Origin of the sequence: Puniceibacterium confluentis (assembly GCF_007923445.1) — a bacterium.
GTDB classification, from domain to species: Bacteria; Pseudomonadota; Alphaproteobacteria; order Rhodobacterales; family Rhodobacteraceae; genus Puniceibacterium; species Puniceibacterium confluentis.
Window position 1 is genome coordinate 21,257 of record NZ_VOJI01000018.1, and the last position, 15,716, is coordinate 36,972.

General features: G+C 64.1%; 15 protein-coding genes. 11 read left to right on the forward strand and 4 right to left on the reverse strand.

Annotated elements, in window-relative coordinates:
* Positions 1-116 precede the first annotated feature (116 nt).
* The 4 genes from FOY53_RS17435 (at position 117) to FOY53_RS17450 (ending at position 4,186) form a co-directional block, all read left to right on the forward strand.
* Positions 117-656, forward strand: a complete 540-nt coding sequence (locus FOY53_RS17435) for a GNAT family N-acetyltransferase (protein ID WP_146591232.1) — start codon at positions 117-119, stop codon at positions 654-656.
* Positions 657-725: 69 nt separating this feature from the next.
* Positions 726-1,766, forward strand: coding sequence for a GTPase ObgE (gene obgE, locus FOY53_RS17440; RefSeq protein WP_146591234.1), 1,041 nt, complete (start codon positions 726-728; stop codon positions 1,764-1,766).
* The gene (proB, locus tag FOY53_RS17445) at positions 1,754-2,860 is read left to right on the forward strand and encodes a glutamate 5-kinase (protein WP_146591236.1); all 1,107 of its coding nucleotides are present in this window, start codon (positions 1,754-1,756) and stop codon (positions 2,858-2,860) included. Before obgE ends, proB begins: the two co-directional genes overlap by 13 nt.
* A 60-nt stretch (positions 2,861-2,920) precedes the next feature.
* Positions 2,921-4,186 (forward strand): glutamate-5-semialdehyde dehydrogenase, encoded by a 1,266-nt coding sequence (locus FOY53_RS17450; RefSeq protein ID WP_146591238.1) that lies wholly within the window; start codon positions 2,921-2,923, stop codon positions 4,184-4,186.
* A gap of 45 nt (positions 4,187-4,231) precedes the next feature.
* Here FOY53_RS17450 and FOY53_RS17455 read toward each other — a convergent pair whose 3' ends face one another.
* The gene (locus FOY53_RS17455) at positions 4,232-4,834 is read right to left on the reverse strand and encodes a histidine phosphotransferase family protein (protein ID WP_146591240.1); all 603 of its coding nucleotides are present in this window, start codon (positions 4,832-4,834) and stop codon (positions 4,232-4,234) included.
* Between the two features lie 26 nt (positions 4,835-4,860).
* Here FOY53_RS17455 and FOY53_RS17460 point away from each other — a divergent pair, with 26 nt between their 5' ends.
* The 3 genes from FOY53_RS17460 to olsA all read left to right on the forward strand — a co-directional run bounded on the left by FOY53_RS17460 (position 4,861) and on the right by olsA (position 6,771).
* Complete coding sequence (locus tag FOY53_RS17460; RefSeq protein ID WP_146591242.1) at positions 4,861-5,046, forward strand: DUF3553 domain-containing protein; 186 nt, start codon at positions 4,861-4,863, stop codon at positions 5,044-5,046.
* A 130-nt stretch (positions 5,047-5,176) separates the two neighbouring features.
* Positions 5,177-5,938 (forward strand): L-ornithine N(alpha)-acyltransferase, encoded by a 762-nt coding sequence (olsB, locus tag FOY53_RS17465; protein ID WP_146591298.1) that lies wholly within the window; start codon positions 5,177-5,179, stop codon positions 5,936-5,938.
* Positions 5,935-6,771: a lyso-ornithine lipid O-acyltransferase gene (olsA, locus tag FOY53_RS17470; protein WP_186766651.1), complete on the forward strand. Its 837-nt coding sequence runs from the start codon at positions 5,935-5,937 to the stop codon at positions 6,769-6,771. The genes olsB and olsA overlap by 4 nt, the downstream gene beginning before the upstream one ends.
* Here olsA and FOY53_RS17475 read toward each other — a convergent pair whose 3' ends face one another.
* A complete protein-coding gene (locus FOY53_RS17475) occupies positions 6,772-7,395 on the reverse strand; it encodes a thiamine phosphate synthase (RefSeq protein WP_146591243.1) in 624 nt (207 codons plus the stop codon). It abuts the gene before it with no gap.
* 63 nt (positions 7,396-7,458) lie between these two features.
* Positions 7,459-7,794 (reverse strand): TfoX/Sxy family protein, encoded by a 336-nt coding sequence (locus tag FOY53_RS17480; RefSeq protein WP_146591245.1) that lies wholly within the window; start codon positions 7,792-7,794, stop codon positions 7,459-7,461.
* A 141-nt stretch (positions 7,795-7,935) separates the two neighbouring features.
* Between FOY53_RS17480 and FOY53_RS17485 the strand changes: the two genes are divergently transcribed.
* The 4 genes from FOY53_RS17485 (at position 7,936) to FOY53_RS17500 (ending at position 12,752) form a co-directional block, all read left to right on the forward strand.
* Positions 7,936-8,682, forward strand: a complete 747-nt coding sequence (locus FOY53_RS17485) for an RNA methyltransferase (RefSeq protein ID WP_146591247.1) — start codon at positions 7,936-7,938, stop codon at positions 8,680-8,682.
* A gap of 54 nt (positions 8,683-8,736) precedes the next feature.
* Positions 8,737-9,891: a heme A synthase gene (ctaA, locus tag FOY53_RS17490; RefSeq protein WP_146591249.1), complete on the forward strand. Its 1,155-nt coding sequence runs from the start codon at positions 8,737-8,739 to the stop codon at positions 9,889-9,891.
* Complete coding sequence (locus FOY53_RS17495; protein ID WP_146591252.1) at positions 9,888-11,363, forward strand: carboxypeptidase M32; 1,476 nt, start codon at positions 9,888-9,890, stop codon at positions 11,361-11,363. The genes ctaA and FOY53_RS17495 overlap by 4 nt, the downstream gene beginning before the upstream one ends.
* A 135-nt stretch (positions 11,364-11,498) precedes the next feature.
* Entirely contained in the window at positions 11,499-12,752 is a 1,254-nt protein-coding gene (locus FOY53_RS17500) for a GNAT family N-acetyltransferase (protein WP_186766652.1), read from the forward strand.
* A gap of 113 nt (positions 12,753-12,865) precedes the next feature.
* Here FOY53_RS17500 and gyrA read toward each other — a convergent pair whose 3' ends face one another.
* Complete coding sequence (gene gyrA, locus FOY53_RS17505) at positions 12,866-15,631, reverse strand: DNA gyrase subunit A (protein WP_146591256.1); 2,766 nt, start codon at positions 15,629-15,631, stop codon at positions 12,866-12,868.
* Positions 15,632-15,716 lie beyond the last annotated feature (85 nt).

A 15,716-nucleotide genomic window follows, 5' to 3' on the forward strand; every position in this document is an offset into this window, starting at 1 on the left:
ACGCCGGTCCCCTTTTTTCGTATTGGTGCATTTTCCGCTCCGTGCCGCGTTCCCGTCAGAGGAATGACCACGGGACAGGCGCGCTGATACCCGCCGTGTTTTGGAGGAGAAGACACATGAGCCTGGACCATGCCAACGTTCAGCCGACCATCCGGACCGAACGCTTCGACCTGCGCCCACTGCGCCCGTCGGACACCGGCCTCATCGAGTATTATGCCGGTGACAAACGTGTGGCCGACATGACCGCAAACGTGCCGCACCCGCTGCCGCCCGGCGCGACCGAAGCCTATGTTGCCCGGGCCATGTCCAGCGAACGGACCATGGATGTCTGGGCGATGGACGGCACCAAGGCGGACGGACCCGAGGTGATGGGCGTGATCTCGCTGGAACGGCTCGACCGCAAACAGTCGGAAGTCTCGTACTGGGTTGCGCCGGCGTTCTGGAACACCGGGCTGGCTTCCGACGCCGTACGCGCGCTGGTCGAGGCAAATCCCCTGGGCAGCGCCACGATGTTCGCGTCGGTGTTTCAGGAAAACCTTGCATCCGCCCGGGTGCTGACCAACTGCGGGTTCGAATACATTGGCGATGCCGAAGCGTTTTCGGTGGCCCGCAACGCCAAGGTCTCAACCTGGACCTATCTCAGAAAACTGCGCTGATCCGCGCCGCTTGAGGCGGCTGCGGGAACGCGCTAAACCCGCGCGCAGGCGCACTGCAGGACGACCAAGATGAAATTTCTCGATCTGTGCAAGGTCTACATCCGTTCCGGCGGCGGCGGCGGCGGCTCCGTCAGCTTTCGTCGCGAGAAGTATATCGAATTCGGTGGACCGGATGGCGGCGACGGCGGCAACGGCGGTTCGGTCTGGGCCGAGGCCGTGGACGGGCTCAACACGCTGATCGATTTCCGCTACCAGCAGCACTTTTTCGCCCAGAGCGGCCAGCCCGGGATGGGTCAGCAGCGCACCGGCAAGACCGGCGACGACATCGTGCTGCGGGTGCCGGTCGGGACGGAAATCCTCGACGAGGACGAGGAAACCGTGCTGGCCGACATGACCGAGCTCGGCCAGAGGGTACAGCTTGCCCGCGGCGGCAACGGCGGCTGGGGCAACCTGCATTTCAAGACCGCGACCAATCAGGCGCCGCGCCGCGCCAACCCCGGCCAGCCGGGGGTGGAACGCACCATCTGGCTGCGGCTCAAGCTGATCGCGGATGTCGGTCTGCTGGGGCTTCCGAATGCCGGAAAGTCGACCTTCCTGGCTGCCACCTCCAACGCCCGGCCCAAGATCGCCGACTATCCCTTTACCACGCTGCACCCCAATCTGGGTGTGGTCGGCGTGGACAATGTGGAATTTGTCGTCGCCGACATTCCGGGCCTGATCGAGGGCGCGCACGAGGGACGCGGCCTTGGTGACCAGTTTCTGGGCCATGTCGAACGCTGTGCGGTGCTGCTGCACCTGGTCGATGGCACCTCCGGCACCCTGATCGAAGATTACCACACCATCATCGGCGAACTCGAAGCCTATGGCGCCGGGCTGAACGACAAGCCCCGCATCACCGTGCTCAACAAGGTCGACGCGCTGGACGCCGAAGAGCGCGCCTTCTTGCGGGAAGAGCTGCAACAGGCGGTCGGCGCCAAGGTCATGCTGATGTCCGGCGTCAGCAAGGAAGGCACGGTCGAGGTGCTGCGGGCGCTGCGGGCCGAGGTCGACGAAAACCGTCTTCGCGGTCGCGCGGCGGACGCTGAGGAGGACGCGCCTTGGCGTCCCTGACAGAGGCGCGTCGGCTGGTTGTCAAGATTGGCTCGGCCCTGCTGGTGGACCGCAGGTCCGGTGCCCTGCGGCTGGACTGGCTGGCCTCCGTGGCCGCCGATGTGGCGCGGATCAAGGCGCGCGGCACCGATGTTATTCTGGTGTCCTCGGGCTCCATTGCTCTGGGCCGGCAGGTACTGAAACTGCCCGCCACCGTGCTGCCGCTGGAACAGTCGCAGGCCGCCGCCGCGGTCGGACAGATCCGACTCGCCCGCGCCTGGGAAGAGGCGCTGGCACCGCACGGCATCACCACGGCGCAGATTCTGGTGACACTCGAAGACAGCGCCGACCGCCGCCGCTACCTCAACGCGCGCGCGACGATGGAAACGCTTGTCGGGCTCGGGGTCGTGCCGATCGTGAATGAAAATGACACCGTGGCGACGGACGAAATCCGCTACGGCGACAACGACCGGCTTGCGGCGCAGGTGGCGGTGACGGCCGGCGCCGACCAGCTGATCCTGCTGTCGGATGTCGACGGGTTCTACACCGGCAACCCGCAGGTCGACCCCGACGCCACGCGCTACACGGTGATCGACGCGATCACACCCGAGATCGAAGCCATGGCCGGCGACGCCGGATCGGGTCTCTCCAAGGGCGGCATGAAGACCAAGCTGATGGCGGCCAAGACCGCAACGGCGTCGGGCTGTGCCCTGGCGATCAGCGACGGTTTTGTGCTGCACCCGCTGAAGGCCCTGGAAGACGGCGCCAATGCCACCTGGTTCACGCCGCACCTCGATCCGCACCTCGCCCGCAAACGCTGGATCGCGGCGATGAAGCCGCAGGGCGCGCTGGTGGTCGACACCGGCGCCGCGCAGGCACTGGCCGCCGGGAAATCCCTGCTGCCGGCCGGGGTTGCGCTGGTCGAGGGCGGGTTCGGGCGCGGTGACCCGGTGACGATCCGTACCGCGGACGGTCGCACGCTGGGGCAGGGATTGTGCCGCTACACCGCGTCGGAGGCCCGCGCCATCCGTGGCCATCAAAGCCAGGACATCGAGGAGCTGCTGGGCTATCCGGGCCGGGCGGCACTGGTGCACCGCGATGACATGGCGCTCTGAGCGTCAGGGTTTCTTCTCTTTCCAAATACTCACAATCCGACGCAGCCAAAGGCAGAAACGATGCAGGACATGACAGACATCCCCGCCCTGATGGCCGCAATCGGCGCCCGCGCCCGCGCCGCTGCGGCCGAGCTGAGCCATGCCCCGGCCGAGGGTCGCGCGCAGGCACTGACCGTGGCGGCCGATGCGCTTTGGCGTACCCGTGAGGCGGTGCTGGCCGCCAACGAACGGGACATGGCCTTTGGCCGCGAAAAGGGTCTGAGCGATGCGATGCTGGACCGCCTGCACCTGGACGAGGCGCGGGTGGCGGCGATGTGTGACGGGCTGCGGGCCATCGCGGCACAGGAGGATCCGGTGGGCAAGGTGATGGCGGAATGGGATCAGCCGTCGGGCATTCACATCCGCCGGGTGCGCACTCCCCTGGGGGTGATCGGCGTGATCTACGAATCGCGTCCCAACGTGACCGCGGACGCCGGTGCGCTGTGCCTGAAGTCCGGCAACGCGGTGATCCTGCGCGGCGGATCGGAAAGCCTGCATTCCTCGACCGCGATCCATGCCGCGCTGGTCGAGGGACTGCGCGCCGCCGGTCTGCCCGAGGCGGCGATCCAGCTGGTTCCGACCCGGGACCGCGAGGCCGTGTCGGCGATGCTGGCGATGACCGACAGCATCGACGTGATTGTGCCGCGCGGTGGCAAGGGACTGGTCGGGCTGGTGCAGAAAGAGGCCCGTGTGCCGGTGTTCGCGCATCTCGAAGGGATTGTGCACATCTATGTCGACAAGGACGCCGATCCGGTCAAGGCGCTGGATGTGATCCTGAATGCCAAGACCCGCCGCACAGGTATCTGCGGCGCGGCGGAATGTCTGCTCATCCATCGCGACATTGCCGACACCATCGGTCAGGGCGTGATCCGCGCACTGCTGAACGCCGGAGTTGAAGTGCGCGCCGACGCCGAGCTTTTGTCGATCGACGGCACGGTGGCGGCAACCGAGGACGACTGGGGCCGCGAATATCTCGATTCCATCATCGCTGCCCGTGTGGTGGATGATGTCGACGCCGCGATCCAGCATATCCGGCTCTATGGCTCGCAGCACACCGACTGCATCCTGACCGAGGATCCCGAGGCGGCGGCCAGGTTCTTCGAACGGCTGGACAGCGCCATACTGATGCACAATGCCTCGACTCAATTCGCCGATGGCGGTGAATTCGGCATGGGCGCAGAGATCGGCATTGCCACCGGAAAACTGCATGCGCGTGGGCCGGTCGGAGCGGAGCAGCTGACCAGCTTCAAGTATCTGGTCACCGGGGACGGGACCATACGCGGCTGAACACAGCCGCCGGGTTTTTCCCCGGTCGGGGGGCGATCCTGCGGTTCACAGTTGCAGCCGCAGGTGATTGTCAGCCTGTGTGTATGTCATTGTGCGCCCGTGGTCGGCGGCAACCACCTGCAGCATCGCAAACTGCACCCGTGCGGGCGAAATTTCGGTCCTGTGCGACGGATCCGTGAGCATTTTCCACAGATCGGGATCCAGCGAAAGCCGTGGCCCCGTGCCCGCGATCTGCCAGCGCCCGTCCTGCAGATCAAACACCACGGTACCGCCCTGTGGCAGCGCGGTTTCAAAACACAGCAACGCCAGAAATGCCAGCTGGACATCGCGGCGGTGTTGATTTCCATCCGGGTGCCACTGCGTCTGCAGGCGCGTGCCCCTGGCAATGCCTTCCAGGACGCTGACCACCTCGTCGCGCCGCAACTGCTGTCCGGCAGAGGACGTCCCGAATGCCACTCGGAAAAACCGGATCCGCGCCGTTGCACTGCTGCAACTGTCATTGATCAGGTCGAATTCCGGCCCGATGCCGCCCGCGCCATTCAGCGTCAACAGTTCCAGCCCGTTGCTGATCGCGCCGATCGGGCTGATCAGATCGTGGCAGATACGGGAGCCTATCAAAGTCGCCAGGTCGGCGTTATCCTGTTGCATCGACACCTCGGGGCGAAGGAACGGAAATGAGTGATCTGAATGCATTGTTGGAACCCGGGATGCTGGTTACGCACCCGGACCGTCCCGACTGGGGCATGGGACAGGTGCAGTCGAATATCGGCGGGCGTATCACAGTCAACTTCCGCGAGGCGGGGAAGGTGGTCATCGACGGTCGACGTGTCACACTCATGCCGGTGTTCGGAAGTGAATAGGACAAAGTGGTTTCTCAATAGTTAACAAATGGCGGTCTGGTGTCAGGCAGCCTGGCATCGCACCTGTTGCCAAGTCTATGCAGCTTGCCTAGAAGCGGGCAACAGGTTTCACCCAGCGGAAATGTCGCCGATGAACGCCCAGTCCCCCCAGTTCAGTGCGCGTCTGGCGCGGACAGATGCGGATATACGGGCCGCGCAACGCCTGCGCTATGATGTCTTCGTGCGCGAACTTGGCAGCGGCGGCGCGCTTGTCGATCACGAGGCCGGGCTGGAAAAGGATCGGTTCGACCCGTTTTTCGACCACCTTCTGCTGGTGGATCATGCGCGGCAGGACGCTGTGATCGGCGTGTACCGACTGTTGCGCGGCGATCGTGCCGCCGCCGCCGGCGGGTTCTATTCCGAAGCGGAATACGACCTTGACGCGTTGCACAAGTCGGGCCGGAAACTGCTGGAACTGGGGCGGTCGTGCCTGCATCCGGACTATCGCGGCGGTTCGGCCATGTTCCATCTGTGGCAGGCGCTGGCGGCCTATGTCGCGGATCACGGGATCGAGATCCTGTTCGGGGTGGCAAGCTTTCACGGCACCGATGTGCAGAAACTGGCGCATCCGCTCAGCCATCTGCACTATCGTCACAGAGCGCCCGAAACGCTGCGCACGCGTGCGCGCACCTATCAGCCGATGGCCCTGTTGCCCGAGTCCGAGGTGGATCGCAAACGCGCCATGCTCGAGACTCCGGCCCTGATCAAGGCTTATCTGCGGCTGGGTGGCTGTGTCGGGGACGGCGCGTTTGTGGACAAGGCGTTCAACACCACGGATGTCTGTCTGCTGATCGACACCGCGCAGATGAATCAACGGCAGAAGAACCTGTATTCCCGGGACATTGCCGGGTGAACCCGACCTGGACCACACCGGACGCTCTGCCACCGCACCGCCCGGGCGTGGCGGGGTGGCTGCGCATTCTGGGGCGCGGTTTGGTGCTGGGCACCGTGGTCTTTGGCGGGTTGGCGTTGCTGTTGCTGCTGCGTCTGTTCGAGAGGCCGCTGTGCGGCGTTGACCGGCCGGTCACGCCATACATCACCCAAGGGGTGTGTCGCGCGGCTTTTGTGATACTGCGGCTGCCGCTGGTGGTACGCGGACCAAGGATGACGGGCCCCGGGGCGGTGGTGGCCAACCATTCCTCGTGGCTGGATATCTTTGCGCTGAATGCCCGCAAGAATGTCTATTTCGTATCAAAATCCGAGGTCGCCGGCTGGCCGGGCATCGGATGGCTGGCGCGGGCGACCGGAACGGTGTTCATCCGCCGCGACCCGCGCGAAGCGGCGCAGCAGGCGAAAATGTTCGAGGAAAGGCTGCTGCACCGCCACAGGCTGCTGTTCTTTCCGGAAGGCACCTCGACCGACGGATTGCGGGTTTTACCTTTTAAATCAACGCTTTTTGCGGCGTTCTTTGCCAATGGTCTGAAACATGAGTTGCAGATTCAGCCGGTCAGCGTGATCTATCATGCCCCCGAAGGCGAAGATCCGCGGTTCTACGGCTGGTGGGGTGACATGAGTTTTGGCGAGCACCTGCTCAAGACACTCGCGGCACGGCGACAGGGGATCGTTGAACTGGTCTACCACCCCCCGGTACGGATCGACGCCTTTCCCAACCGCAAGTCACTGGCGAGCCACCTGGAAACACAGGTGCGTGCCGGTCACAGCTTGGCCGGCGAGCACGCGGGCTGATCAGCCGGTGATGGCGCGGGTCAGTCTGGCCAAGGCTTCGCCGGGGTTGTCACTTTCCCAGATCTCTGCACCGAATGCAAAGAAATCTGTTACAGAAGAGAGGCTTGCGATCTGTTCTTCGCCCAATGCGCCCTCGGCGACGCAGGGCAGCTCAATGACTTCCGACCACCACTTGAACAATTCCGGATCGACCACGGCGCCATCGCCCAGAGCGGTCGGTCCGACCGGGCCGAAGCTGATGTAGTCGGCGCCGGATTCACCCGCCGCCATGCCTTCGTGCCGGGACTGGGCGCAGTAGGCGCCAACGATCGCGTCATCCCCCAACTCCTTGCGTGCCCAACGGACCGAACGGGCACCGTCGAGCAGATGCACGCCGTCCAGTCCAAGCCGCTGCGCCAACACCACATGTGTGTCCAGAACCAGCGCGATGTCATACTGATGCGCCACATCGCGCACCGCGTCCGCCGCGCGCAGGATGCGATCTTCGTCACGGGTCGACAGGGCCAGGCGAATACAGGCGACCTCGGCAGAATCGAGAACCCCCGCAAGGGTTTGCGGAAAAGTGCTCAGGTCAAATTCTGGCGGTGTTATGAGATAGATCTGCGGGTGTTCGGTTTCGGCCATCGGGTCGGCTCCTGATAGGATTTGGCTCGCTATAAAGGGACAAATCCCTTTTGACCATTGTTCTCAGCGCAATTTCGGCGGCAGCGAGTCGGTAAAGTCGCAGGCCATCTTCAGCCAGGCGGCGCGGCTCTTGTCATCGGCCATGCCGTCGGCGTCGACGTCGATCAGCCCGCCCATGGTGCGACCGGTAAAGGCCATGGGGCTGGCGCCCGGTATGGCCAGAGCCTTGTCGATGCTGGCCTTGCCGACCCGGTACATGGCGCCGCCCTTGTGCAGACCACAGAGCATGTGGCCCTCGCGCATGAAACACAGACCTCCGAACATCCGGACTTCGCGGATGCCCTCCAGGTCTGCCAGATCACCGCGCATGAGGTCGAGAAGCCCCGGATCAACGGCCATGTTCTGATCCTCCCCTGGATGCCAAAGTAGCCAAACGGCAGCCCCTAGGAAAGCAGAGGGTTTTCGCGTGGCCTGCCGCGCTTTGTTGCAGCCGCGCGTCCGCATGGTATGAGACCGCAACAGTCCGACAGGAGCCTCGTCATGCCGACAGAAACGCCGCAACCTGCCTTTGTGCTGGTCAACCCGCAGATGGGCGAGAACATCGGCGCCGCGGCGCGGGCGATGTGGAACTTCGGCCTTGACCGAATGCGGCTGGTCGCGCCCCGCGACGGCTGGCCGAACCAGAGCGCGGTGGCGATGGCCGCGGGGGCCGGGCGGTTGCTGGACGAGGCGCTGCTTGCGGCGACCACGGCCGAGGCGGTGGCGGATTGCACCTTTGTCATGGCCACAACCGCGCGCAACCGCGATCTGACCAAGCCGATCTACGCGCCCGAGCACGCCATGCAGATCGCCCGCGATCGCATCGGACGCGGTGAAAAGGTCGCGGTGCTGTTCGGGCCGGAACGCGCCGGACTCGAGAACCCGGACATTGCACTGGCCAATGCGATCATCTCGGTGCCGGTCAACCCCGCGTTCGCCTCGCTCAACCTGGCGCAATGTGTGCTGCTGACTGCCTATGAATGGCAGCGTCACGCGGTCGAGATCACGCCCGAAACCACCGAGCTTGCCGGCGGGCAATGGGCGAACCAGACCGAGGTGCAGAAGCTGTCGGAACACTACGAGGACCGGATGAGCGACGCGGGATTCTTCTTTCCCGAACACAAGGCCGACAGCATGAAGCTGAACCTGCGCAATCTCTGGTCGCGGATGCCGCTGACCCAGGCGGATGTGCGGATGCTACACGGCATCATGCGGCAAATGGTGCGCTGGAAAGAACGTGGCGACTGACTTGAAGCTCCGGGGTGTGGAGCCTACTGTTCCGGCGACATGAAGGAGCGGGATATGAGCGGAAAACGCAGTATCTTTGAAGAGGTTGGCGCGGAACCCGCCAAGGCTAGGGCCGCGCTGCCCAAGGGAGGCATGATCGACGCGGGCAAGCGTGGCGCACGGGGCGGTATCCGTCTGTGGCTGATGCTGCTGTTTGCGCTGGTGCTGGTGATGATCGTCGTCGGTGGACTGACGCGGCTGACGGATTCGGGGTTGTCGATCACCGAATGGCGTCCCGTCACCGGTGCCTTGCCGCCGATGGACGCGGCCAGCTGGCAGGCCGAGTTCGAAAAATACCAGGCAATTCCGGAATACCAGTTGCAGAACAAGGGCATGAGCCTTGCCGAGTTCCAGTTCATCTATTGGTGGGAATGGGGCCACCGGCAATTGGGCCGGGTGATCGGGCTTGTCTGGGCCTTGGGGTTCCTTGGTTTTCTGGCGGCGCGGCAGATTCCGCGCGGCTGGACCGCGCGTCTGGCGCTGTTGGGCGTTCTGGGCGGCGCGCAGGGGGCGATCGGCTGGTGGATGGTGTCCTCGGGGCTTGGCGGCGAGCGTCTCGACGTGGCGAGCTACCGGCTGGCGACACATCTGGGGCTGGCGTTCGTCATCCTGGGGCTGATCGCCTGGTATGTGTTCGCCCTGGGTCGGGACGAGCGCGAGATGCTGCAGGCGCGGCGGGCCCGCGAGACCGGGCTGGCCAGGCTGGCGACCGCGCTGGCGGCGCTTGCTTTCGTGCAGATCCTGATCGGGGCGCTGGTCGCTGGAATAGACGCCGGGCGCAATTATACCGACTGGCCGCTGATGGCCGGCGCCTTTCTGCCGCCGACGCCGTTCGAGATCGAACCGTTGTGGCGCAATTTCTTTGAGAACGACGGGCTGGTGCAGTTCATCCACCGCATGGTGGGATATCTGCTGCTGGCCTTCGGCATCCATGTCTGGGTCAGATCACGCCGTTCGCCCAACGGACAGACCCGGTTCCGCTTCAACGCGGTGCTGGCGATGCTGGTTCTGCAGATGGTGCTGGGCATTGCGACAGTGCTGTACGGCGCGCCCTGGCAGGCGGCAATCCTGCACCAGATCGGCGCGGTCGCGCTTTGGGTCCTGCTGTTGCGGGCGCGCTTTGTGGCGCAGTTTCCGATCTTCCAATCCGTAAGGGGAACCGTGCGATGAACGCATATGACGATCTGATGGCCTTTCAACGCGAAACCACGGCACTGGGCCAGATCGCCGGTCGGCTGGGATGGGATCAGGAAACGGTGATGCCGCGCGGTGCCGGGGCGCAGCGCGGCGAAGAGATGGCCGCGATCGAAGCAGTGCTGCATGCGCGCCGCACCGACCCAAAGGTCGGCGACTGGCTTGACCTGATCAGCGACGAAGCGCTGGACATGGTGGGACAGGCACAGATGCGCCACATCCGCCGCACATATGAGCGCACGCGCCGGGTTCCGTCCCGGCTGGCCGCCGAACTCGCCCGGGTGACCAGCGCCGCTCAGGGCGTCTGGGCCGATGCACGTGCCAGGGACGATTTTGCCGCTTTTGCCCCGACCCTGAAACAGGTGCTTGCGCTGCGCCGCGAAGAGGGGGCGGCGCTGTCGCAGGGCGGCGATGTCTATGACGCATTGCTGGACAACTACGAGCCCGGAGCGACCGCGGCCGGTCTGGAACAGATGTTCGGCGCACTGCGCCCGCGTCTGGTGGATCTGCGGCAGCGTATCCTGGCGCAACCGCAGCCCGGCGGTTTGCAGGGCGACTTTGACGAGGCGGCACAGATGAAGCTGTCGCGCCAGATTGCCAAGGTGTTCGGCTATGACATGAGCCGCGGCCGGGTCGACAAGGCGGTGCATCCGTTCTCGTCCGGTTCCGGAAACGATGTGCGCATCACCACGCGTACCAGTCCGACAGACCCGTTCAACTGCATATACTCGACGATTCACGAGGTCGGGCACGCCTGTTACGAGCAGAGAGTGGCGCAGGACTACCACCTCACGCCGCTGGGCGAGGGGGTGTCGATGGGCGTGCATGAAAGCCAGAGCCGGATCTACGAGAACCAGCTGGGCCGCAGCCGGGCCTTTACCGGATGGCTGTTCGGGCAGATGGTCGCGACCTTCGGCGATATCGGCGTCAGGGATGCGGTGGACTTCCATGCCGCCGTCAACCGGGTGCACAACGGTTTTATCCGCACCGAATCCGACGAGGTGCAGTACAACCTGCATGTGCTGATGCGCTTTGATCTAGAACGCGCTCTGATCAGCCGGGCGCTCGAGGTCGAGGATCTCGAGGCGGCGTGGAATTCCCGCTTTCTGAGCGATTTCGGTTTTGCGGTGGATCGTCCGTCAAACGGGGTGCTGCAGGATGTGCACTGGTCCGTGGGGCTGTTCGGATATTTTCCGACCTACACGCTGGGCAATGTCTATGCCGGGTGCCTGCATCAGGCGCTTCGCACGGCGGTTCCGGATCTGGACGATCAGCTGTCGCAGGGCGAACTGGGGGCCGCGACGACCTGGCTGGGTGAAAACGTACAGCAATACGGCGGCCTGCATCACCCGCGCGACGTGATCGCCAGGGCGTGCGGCTTTGAGCCGAACGAAGGTCCGCTGCTGGACTATCTCGACACGAAATTCGGCGACATCTACTCCATCTGATCCCCCGGGCACGACGCGGCGCGCAGTGCCGCAGTCCGGGGGTGCCTCCGGGCGCGGGCGCCGCGGGGGCAGAGAACCTGCATAAAATGGCCCCATTCAGGCAGTATGCCGACCTCTGGATCAGAGGTAGACGCCATGAACAGACCCATTGCGACGCATTCCGGTTCAGCGCGGGGCCAGGACGCGGCCGCGCCTGTGCCGGTGAGGATCGACCAGATCGACACGCTGGACGGGTTCGATCGCCTGCGTCCCTTTTGGGATCAGCTGCACGCAGGCGACCCGGACTCGGGGGTGTTTCTGTCACATGGATGGCTGCGGGCGCTGTTTGCAGAGAACCCTGGCGACTGGGTTGTGTTCGCTCTGCGCCATCCGGGCGACCCTGCACGGCTCGTCGCCGGTCTACCCCTGCGCCGCCAATTGCGCTGGAGCCGGTCGCAACAGAGGTTTCTCACCACCTATGCAGCGGCCGGACGGCTGTGTTTCACCGAATACACCGGCTTTGTCTGTGATCCGGCCCGGGAATCCTGGGCCCTTGCGGCTTTGGGTCGCCATGTCGCGGCGCAGCCCTGGGCCCGGTTTGCCCTGCGCTACGAGCCGACAAACCGCCGGTTGCGGACCTTTTCCGCCGCCTTTTCCGCCCCAGAGTTTGCCGTCTCCTGGCCCGATCACAGGATCAACCGTGGCGAGACGGATCAACTTGTCTGCCCGCAGATCCCGCTGCCCGGGGACTTTGACAGCTATCTCGAGGGCCGCAGCCGCAACACCAGAAAGAAGATCCGCAAGACCATGCGGCGGTATTTCGGCGCAGGAGAGGTTGTGGCCAAAACGCAGGAAGATGTCGCCTTTGAGCCTCTGCGCGAAGGTTTGCTGGATCACTGGGCCGCCCGCTGGGAAGCCGAGAATTCGCCTGCGCGGTTGGAGCTTGTGCGCGGCAAGTACCGCCGGATGATTGACCGGGCGCAGGCTCTGGGTCTGCTGTACATGCCGTCGCTGTGGCAGGGCGACAGGATGATCGGCGCACTGGGTTTTGTCGTCGATCCCGAGGCCGGCGCCTATCATTGCATGGTGACCGGCCGCGACACGGGGGTCGGGGACATCGACGTCGGGTTGCTGATGCATGCCCACGCGATTTCGGATGTCATCCGCAGGGGCGGGCGCCTCTACGACTTTGGACATGGCACCGAGCCCTACAAGTTCCACTACGCCAGCACGACGTTGCAACTGGGCAATCTTGAGGTCCTGCGGCGAAACGATGACATCCTTGATCCGGCGCAGATGCCGCAGGCGCTGATCCGCTGTCAGAAGATGTTGGCCCGGGGCAGGACCAGGGATCTGAATGCCGCGCTGACGCAGTTGGCCAAAGCCGGTGGCCGGGCTGCCAATCCCTGAAACGTGAAGGTGGCTTCAGCCGGTGGTCCGGGTCACACGGCCCGGTCGGCGGAACAGGAAAAGCCGGGCATTTCTGCCCGGCTTTTGGGTTTCCGGTTGAGGCTGACAGGCCGTCACGCCTCGGGCGTGGGAAGATCTTCTGCGATGTCCTCATCACCCTGATCGGCAATCCAGGCGACCGAGACCACGGTTTCTCCCTTGCCGGTGTTGAACACCTTGACCCCGCCGGCGCTGCGCGAGCGGAACGAGATGCCTTCGACAGGGACCCGGATGGATTGACCCTTTGAGGTGGCGAGCATGATCTGATCGTCCAGTTCGACCGGGAAGGACGCGACAATGTCGCCACCGCGCATGGATTTTTCCCAGGCCGTGACGCCCATGCCGCCGCGACCGCGCACCGGGTAGTCATGGCTGGAACTCAGTTTGCCCAGCCCCCCGGCGGTGACCGTCAACAGCAGGTTTTCCGCCGCCGACATCTCGGCATAGCGTTCGGGCGGCAGCTGGCTGTTGGCATTGCCTTCCTCTTCGTCGCCCTCGACCGCCTCGGCATCGTCGGCGATGCCGGCCATGGCCCGGCGCATCTTGAGGTAGGAGGCGCGTTCGTCGGATTCGGCGTTGAAATGCCGGATCACTGACATCGACACGACCTCGTCGCCGTTCAGCAGCCTGATGCCGCGCACACCGGTCGAATTGCGCGAGTTGAACACCCGGACGTCCGGCACCGGAAAGCGGATGGCGCGTCCGGAGTTGGTGACCAGCATCACGTCATCGTCTTCGGAACAGATACGGGCGTTGATCAGACGGGTATCCGCGTCCTCGCCCTCGAACTTCATCGCGATCTTGCCATTGGATTTCACATTGGTGAAATCCGACAGCCGGTTGCGGCGCACCGAGCCCTTGGAAGTGGCAAAGACGATCTGGAGGTCGTCCCAGTCCTGTTCATCCCGGTCCACCGGCATGATCGCGGCGATGGAGATTCCGGTCGGGATCGGCAGAATGTTGACGATCGCCTTGCCCTTGGAGGTGCGCCCGCCCTGCGGCAGACGCCAGGTCTTGAGCTTGTAGACCATGCCTTCGGTGGTGAAGAACAACAACTGGGTATGGGTGTTGGCAACGAACAGCGTGGTAACCACGTCGTCCTCTTTCAGCCCGCCGCCCGAAAGACCCTTGCCGCCGCGCCGTTGGCTGCGGAAATCAGCCAGGGGCGTGCGCTTGATATAGCCGGACTGGGTCACGGTGACGACCATGTCCTCGCGCTCGATCAGGTCCTCGTCTTCCATGTCGCCGGACCAGTCGAGAATTTCGGTACGGCGTGGCACGGCAAACAGCTCTTGCACTTCGCGCAGCTCGTCCGAAATGATGCCCATGATCCGCTCGCGCGATCCCAGGATCTCGAGGTATTCCTTGATCTTGCCGGCCAGCTCTTCGAGCTCGTCAGTGACTTCCTTGACGCCAAGCTGGGTCAGACGCTGAAGCCGCAGTTCGAGGATGGCGCGGGCCTGCACTTCGGACAGGTTGTAGGTGCCGTCCTCGTTCGCGGTGTGAGTCGGATCGTCGATCAGCTTGATGAACGGCAGGATCTCTTCGGCAGGCCAGCGGCGTTCCATCAGCTTCACCCGCGCCTCGGCGGCATCGGCAGAGGCACGGATGGTGCGGACCACTTCATCGACATTGCTGACGGCGACCGCCAGGCCACACAGGATGTGGCTGCGCTCGCGCGCCTTGCGCAGCAGATAGGCGGTGCGGCGGGCCACGACATCCTCGCGGAAATCGAGGAACGACGTGAGAAAGGCGCGAAGGGTCAGCTGCTCGGGGCGGCCGCCGTTCAGCGCAAGCATGTTGCAGCCAAAGTAGGTCTGCATCGGGGTAAAGCGGAACAGCTGGTTCAGCACCACCTCGGCAGTGGCATCCCGCTTGAGCTCGATCACCACACGCACGCCGTCGCGGTCGGATTCGTCCTGGACGTGGCTGATGCCTTCGATCTTCTTGTCGCGGGCGGTCTCGGCGATGCGTTCGATCATCGTCGCCTTGTTCACCTGATAGGGGATCTCTTCGATGATGATCGCCCAGCGGTCACGGCGGATCTCTTCGACCCTGGTCTTGGCGCGGATGATGACGCTGCCGCGGCCCTCGAGGTAGGCCTTGCGCGCGCCCGAGCGGCCCAGCATCAACCCGCCTGTGGGAAAATCGGGACCCGGGACATATTCGATCAATTGTTCCGAGGTCAGATCCGGCTCGACGATCAGCGCGAGACAGGCGTCAATGACCTCGCCCAGATTGTGCGGCGGGATGTTGGTGGCCATACCGACGGCGATACCGCCGGCGCCATTGACCAGCATGTTCGGGAACCGCGCCGGCAGGACAGTCGGCTCGCGGTCCTTGCCGTCGTAGTTGTCCTGGAAGTCGACGGTTTCCTTGTCGATGTCCGCCAGCAGGTAGGCGGCAGGCTTGTCCATGCGCACTTCGGTATAGCGCATGGCCGCGGCGTTGTCGCCGTCCATGGATCCAAAGTTGCCCTGTCCGTCCAGCAACGGCAGCGACATCGAGAAATCCTGTGCCATCCGCACCAGCGCGTCATAGATCGCAGAGTCGCCATGCGGGTGGTATTTACCCATCACGTCGCCGACGGGGCGGGCGGATTTGCGATAGGGTTTGTCATGCGCGTTGTTGGTCTCGTGCATGGCGTACAGGATGCGCCGGTGCACAGGTTTGAGGCCGTCGCGCAGATCCGGGATGGCGCGGCTCACGATCACGCTCATTGCGTAATCAAGATAGCTCGATTTCATCTCGTCTGTGATCGAAATCGACGGACCCGCGTGCGGCGAACGCACCGGGTGATTTTCTTCTTCGTTATCAGGGGGTTCCGGCGTATCGCTCACGTGATCTACCTGTCCGTCATTTTTCTATATCTTGTTGGGGAGGGTATATCAGACGCAGGATGCAGGGCGCAATGGCTGCTGGCGG

Coding starts and splice junctions, on each gene's coding strand:
- FOY53_RS17475 (WP_146591243.1), bottom strand. CDS start 7,395: ATGGCCGAAACCGAACACCCGCAGATCTATCTCATAACACCGCCAGAA.
- FOY53_RS17500 (WP_186766652.1), top strand. CDS start 11,499: ATGAACAGACCCATTGCGACGCATTCCGGTTCAGCGCGGGGCCAGGAC.
- FOY53_RS17460 (WP_146591242.1), top strand. CDS start 4,861: ATGAGTGATCTGAATGCATTGTTGGAACCCGGGATGCTGGTTACGCAC.
- FOY53_RS17450 (WP_146591238.1), top strand. CDS start 2,921: ATGCAGGACATGACAGACATCCCCGCCCTGATGGCCGCAATCGGCGCC.
- FOY53_RS17485 (WP_146591247.1), top strand. CDS start 7,936: ATGCCGACAGAAACGCCGCAACCTGCCTTTGTGCTGGTCAACCCGCAG.
- obgE (WP_146591234.1), top strand. CDS start 726: ATGAAATTTCTCGATCTGTGCAAGGTCTACATCCGTTCCGGCGGCGGC.
- olsB (WP_146591298.1), top strand. CDS start 5,177: ATGAACGCCCAGTCCCCCCAGTTCAGTGCGCGTCTGGCGCGGACAGAT.
- FOY53_RS17495 (WP_146591252.1), top strand. CDS start 9,888: ATGAACGCATATGACGATCTGATGGCCTTTCAACGCGAAACCACGGCA.
- FOY53_RS17480 (WP_146591245.1), bottom strand. CDS start 7,794: ATGGCCGTTGATCCGGGGCTTCTCGACCTCATGCGCGGTGATCTGGCA.
- FOY53_RS17435 (WP_146591232.1), top strand. CDS start 117: ATGAGCCTGGACCATGCCAACGTTCAGCCGACCATCCGGACCGAACGC.
- ctaA (WP_146591249.1), top strand. CDS start 8,737: ATGAGCGGAAAACGCAGTATCTTTGAAGAGGTTGGCGCGGAACCCGCC.
- FOY53_RS17455 (WP_146591240.1), bottom strand. CDS start 4,834: ATGCAACAGGATAACGCCGACCTGGCGACTTTGATAGGCTCCCGTATC.